This is a genomic window from Kribbella turkmenica (genome assembly GCF_004348725.1).
Lineage (GTDB): Bacteria > Actinomycetota > Actinomycetes > Propionibacteriales > Kribbellaceae > Kribbella > Kribbella turkmenica.
This window is the reverse complement of record NZ_SMKR01000287.1, coordinates 1-4202: the sequence shown is the minus strand read 5'-3', so window position 1 is coordinate 4202 and position 4202 is coordinate 1. Positions and strand designations below refer to the sequence as shown.

The window sequence follows — 4202 nt, the reverse complement described above, 5'->3', positions numbered from 1 at the left end:
CCACCCCCACCGCCCACCGCCGGTCAGTCACCGCTGCCTAGTGCGTGGTGGATCGCAGGAAGGCCAGCGCCTGCGGCCAGGCCAGCCGGAAGGCGTCGGCGTTGACGTCCTTGTCGTGCCGGGACTTGTCGGAGAAGCCGTGGTCGGCGCCCGGGAAGTACTGCGTGAAGGTGGCACCCGTCGGGCGGGCCTGGAGGACCGTCTGCAGGGCCTCGAAGTCGGCGTTCGGGACCGCGGCGTCCGCGCTCGGGTAGCTGACCAGGACGGGCGCAGTGATCGCGCCGGCCTCGGCGATCGCGTCGTACGTGTGATGGGGCGGGAGGTCCGACGGCACCGTCGGGTGGAAGGCGACGACGCTGGCGACCCGGTGATCCCTCGCCGCGAGCAGGAACGCGAACCGGCCGCCGAGACACCACCCGATCACGCCGACCTTGTTGCAGCCGAGCTCACCGAACAGGTGATCCAGCAACTCGGTCTGCTCGGCCAGCGCCTGCTCGTCGTCCAGCTTTCGCAGCAGTGCCCCGAGCTCGTCCCGGCTCGAGTCGTCGGTGCTCCGTCCCTTGAACGGATCCCACACCAGCGCGGTGATCCCCTCGCCGGCCAACTCGTCCGCCCACTCCCGGACCTGTTCCCCGATCCCGGTGATCATCGGCAGCAACAACATCCCGGCGCGCCCGACCCGAGCCAGATAAGCGTCCTGCTCCCCCACCCGCACAGTCACACCCATAGCCGAATCCTAGACAGCCTTCCGGGCGTGGATCAGCTGGAGCAGCCTGACCAGACAACGGCGCGACCGACAAGGTATTCGCGGTTACCGGCCGCGTCGTAGGTCCCGCCCGGCTCGAAGAGGTGCTTGACCGAATTCTCGCCGGGTGTGTCGATCACGTACTGGGTGCCGTCCCGGCGGGACACGATCGTCCTGACCTCGTCGTCGAAGTACGCGACATCACCGGCGGTGTTGACCGCGTCGAGTCTGTGCGGGTAGCTGACGATTACCCGGTTCTGGGTCGTCCACAGAGTACCGGTGTACACGCCGTTGAGGTCCTGATCGCCGGTCACGTAGTTGCCGGCGATCGCGATCGGTTCCACCCGTGCGCCGGCTGTGCCGGTCAGTGGCGAACCCTTGGCGTCCCAACGCTTCCAGACCAAACCCGTCGCGCCGTGCTCGGTCGCGACAGACCCGACGACGACGCCGGCGTCGTTGATGTCGACGGCGCGGGACCCGATGTCCGCCGGCAGGCGCAGCGGTGTCCTGCCGGCCGGCCAGACCACGGGGGCCCAATAACCGGTGACGCTGTCGAAGCCGTTACCCACGACGTCTCCCCGCTCGTTGAGGGCCATGACGCTGATTGCCTGCAGGCCGGCCGGCACCTCGAGGTACCGGAAGGTGCCTTTGGAATAGAGCCAAGGCCGCGCGTGCCAGTCGGCGTCCATGGTGGCCCCGAGAACTGTGCCCTTGCTGTTCACGTCCGTCGCGATCATGTAGTCACCGGGCGAGGGCGGCTCGAGGACCTGCGGTTCGCCTTCGGTCCACAACAAGACCTGGGGGTCTCCTGGCGGGTTGAGACGGCCGACCTGGAACCGGCCAGTGGGATCAGATGCCGCAAGAGAGCTGTGTGCGCCCGCCGGAGTGCCCGCGGGCAACTCGAGCTCGGTCGCTGTACAGGTTGACGACTCCGCGGTCGCCGGCGAAACGCCGGTGATGACAGAACTGCTCAGCACCACGGCAACCACCATCGCGGCCGGCCGGAGAACGGACATGTTCATCGCTGCCCCCAGGACAGAAGACTCGGACTGGAACGGGGCCGCACGCTCGCCCCGGAGAACAACCTCACGTCTGTCTACGATGCAGAGACTCGTCCGAAGGTTCTGCGGCTACTGCGCCGCGAGCATGCGGAGGACGGCGGTGTTGACCAGCAGGAGGATGATCACGGAGAAGACGAGCAGGGCCACCTGGGCCGGCAGGAAGGCGATGCCGGCGCCGATCGCGAGCACCGGCAGGGCGAGGCCGGCGTACGCGATCAGGAAGAGCGCGGCCAGGACCTCGCCGCGCGAACCGGCGTCGGCCAGGGAGGCGGCTGTGGCGACAGCAGCGCGGAACACCAGGCCCGCACCGGCACCGGCGACGACTCCGCCGGCGAGAAAGACCCACAGATCGGGGAGCAGGCCGCCGACGGCGACGCCGACCAGGCCGGCCGACATGAAGACGAGGCCGAGCCGGAGTTGGCCGGGCCGCGTCACCCTGACGAAGACCGCCTGACTGACCGCACCGGCGATGAACACCCCGAACGTCACGCCACCGGCCAGCACCCGTGAGGTCTGGTGCAGCGTCCCCGCGAGGAAGGTCGGCGCCAGCGAGGTGAACAGCCCCAGGATCGCGAACGCCGCGAACGCACCCGCCGCGGAGGCGAAGAACAACGGCCTGGCCGACGACGGCAGCGCGACCCGCTGCGGCCGGTACGCCGGCCGCACCTCCAGCCGCTCCACCGTCTCGGGCACCAGCGCGACCCCGATCGCACTGAGCACCAGCAACACCAGGAAGACCTCGTACGGGCGCTCGAGCGGTGACGACACGTACGCCGCCAGCACGCCTCCCACCAGCGGACCGAGAGCAAGGCCGCCCAGGTTCACCATGCTCGAGATCAACGCCGACCGGCTCGGGTCCTCCTCGGGCCGCGCGACCTGCCGCAGTTCGGACAGGTGCGCGGTCGCGGTCGCGGTGAGCACGCCGACGCCGACTCCACAGATGAAGCGCGCCAGGAGCAACCCCGGCACGTCCTGCCAAACCAGGAACACGACCGCAGAGAGCGCTTCCGCGAGGACGGCGAGCAGTGCCACCCGGCGACGCCCGAGCCAGTCACTGACGTGCCCGGCCAGGTACAGCGCGGCCATCACTCCGACCGCGTAGCTGGCGAAGATGACCGTGATGACGTACGTCGGGAAGCCGTCGCGGTGCTGGTAGATCGCGTAGAGCGGGGTCGGGACGGTGGAGAACGCCATCGTGGTCAGGAAGGCCGCGGCGATCACCCAGAACCCCGGACCGTGCGCGAGCCGCCCTTGCTTCGCATCGAGCGCGCGCGGACTGGTCAGAGCGGACATGTCTTCAGCGTCGCGCACGAGATCTATCGAGTCCAACGAAAGTTCTTGCACGCTCTTATCGAAGCTCTCGATAATTGCTCCGTGGACAGCCGACAGCTGGAGTACTTCGTCGCCGTCGCCGAGGAACTGAGCTTCACCCGCGCGGCCCAGCGGCTGTTCACGGTCCAGTCCACGGTGTCGGCCGCCGTCCGCGCGCTGGAGACCGATCTCCGGACGACCCTGTTCGACCGGTCGACCCGACGAGTGACGTTGTCCGCGGCCGGAGCAGCGTTGTTGCCGGAGGCGAAGGCCGCACTCGAGGCGCTCGACCGGGCCCGGGCCGCGGTCGAGGAGGCGTCGGCCGGGCTGCGCGGCAACATCCGGATCGGGACGCTGGCCCGGCTCGGCCTGGTCAACCTGGCCGAGCTGCTCGGTGCGTTCCACCGGAAGTATCCGTTGGTCGACGTCCAGGTGGCGACGTCGCCGCGCGGGTCGAGTGGACTGGCGGACGACGTGCGGCACGGCCGGCTCGATGTCGCGTTGGTGGGGTTGTCGCGGTCGGAGTTGCACGGGCTGGAGATCCGGGATCTCGCCACCGTCCCGTTCGTCGTACTGCTGCCGTCGTCCCATCCGCTGGCCGGTCGACCGGAGGTCCGGCTCGACGAGCTGCGGACCGAGCGGTTCGTCGACATGCCGCGCGGGTTCGGCAACCGCAGCATGGTCGACCGGGCCTTCGACGACGCCGGCCTCCCGCGCCGGATCCAGGTCGAGGTGCCGGAACTGACCACCATCCCCGACTACGTCCGGGTGGGTCTCGGTGTCGCCGTCGTACCCCAGCTGGAGCCGGCCGCCGCGCCCGGCGTGGCCCAGCTGCCGATCGCGGGCGCCGACCTGAGCTGGACGCTGTCCGTGGTCACGGTCAGCGGCCGGCGACCGAGCAGAGCGGTGACCGCCCTGCTCGATCTGATGGCCGACTCCGTCCGCCCGGACGGGCCCTACTTCTGATATGGAGTGAGTTTCTGTCAAGGGCAGGGTGAGGCGCCCGTCCCGGTGGGTTGTTCCGGGGCGGGCGCCTCGTGCTTCGTCGGCTGGCTCGGCGAGCGTGTCGGTGTCGACGCGCGGTC

The 4202-nt window shown here is 69.6% G+C and carries 4 protein-coding genes; 1 reads left to right on the top strand and 3 read right to left on the bottom strand.

Features of this window, described 5'->3' with window-relative positions; genetic code table 11:
• Positions 1-37 precede the first annotated feature (37 nt).
• From E1218_RS35060 to E1218_RS35050, 3 genes are all read right to left on the bottom strand, one after another.
• A complete protein-coding gene (locus E1218_RS35060; protein ID WP_132327334.1) occupies positions 38-727 on the bottom strand; it encodes a dienelactone hydrolase family protein in 690 nt (229 codons plus the stop codon).
• Positions 728-759: 32 nt separating this feature from the next.
• Entirely contained in the window at positions 760-1539 is a 780-nt protein-coding gene (locus E1218_RS35055; protein WP_165949562.1) for a hypothetical protein, read from the bottom strand.
• A 336-nt stretch (positions 1540-1875) separates the two neighbouring features.
• A complete protein-coding gene (locus E1218_RS35050) occupies positions 1876-3099 on the bottom strand; it encodes an MFS transporter (RefSeq protein ID WP_132327332.1) in 1224 nt (407 codons plus the stop codon).
• Between the two features lie 81 nt (positions 3100-3180).
• Between E1218_RS35050 and E1218_RS35045 the strand changes: the two genes are divergently transcribed.
• Positions 3181-4083, top strand: a complete 903-nt coding sequence (locus E1218_RS35045; protein ID WP_132327331.1) for a LysR family transcriptional regulator — start codon at positions 3181-3183, stop codon at positions 4081-4083.
• The last annotated feature ends 119 nt before the right edge of the window (positions 4084-4202 follow it).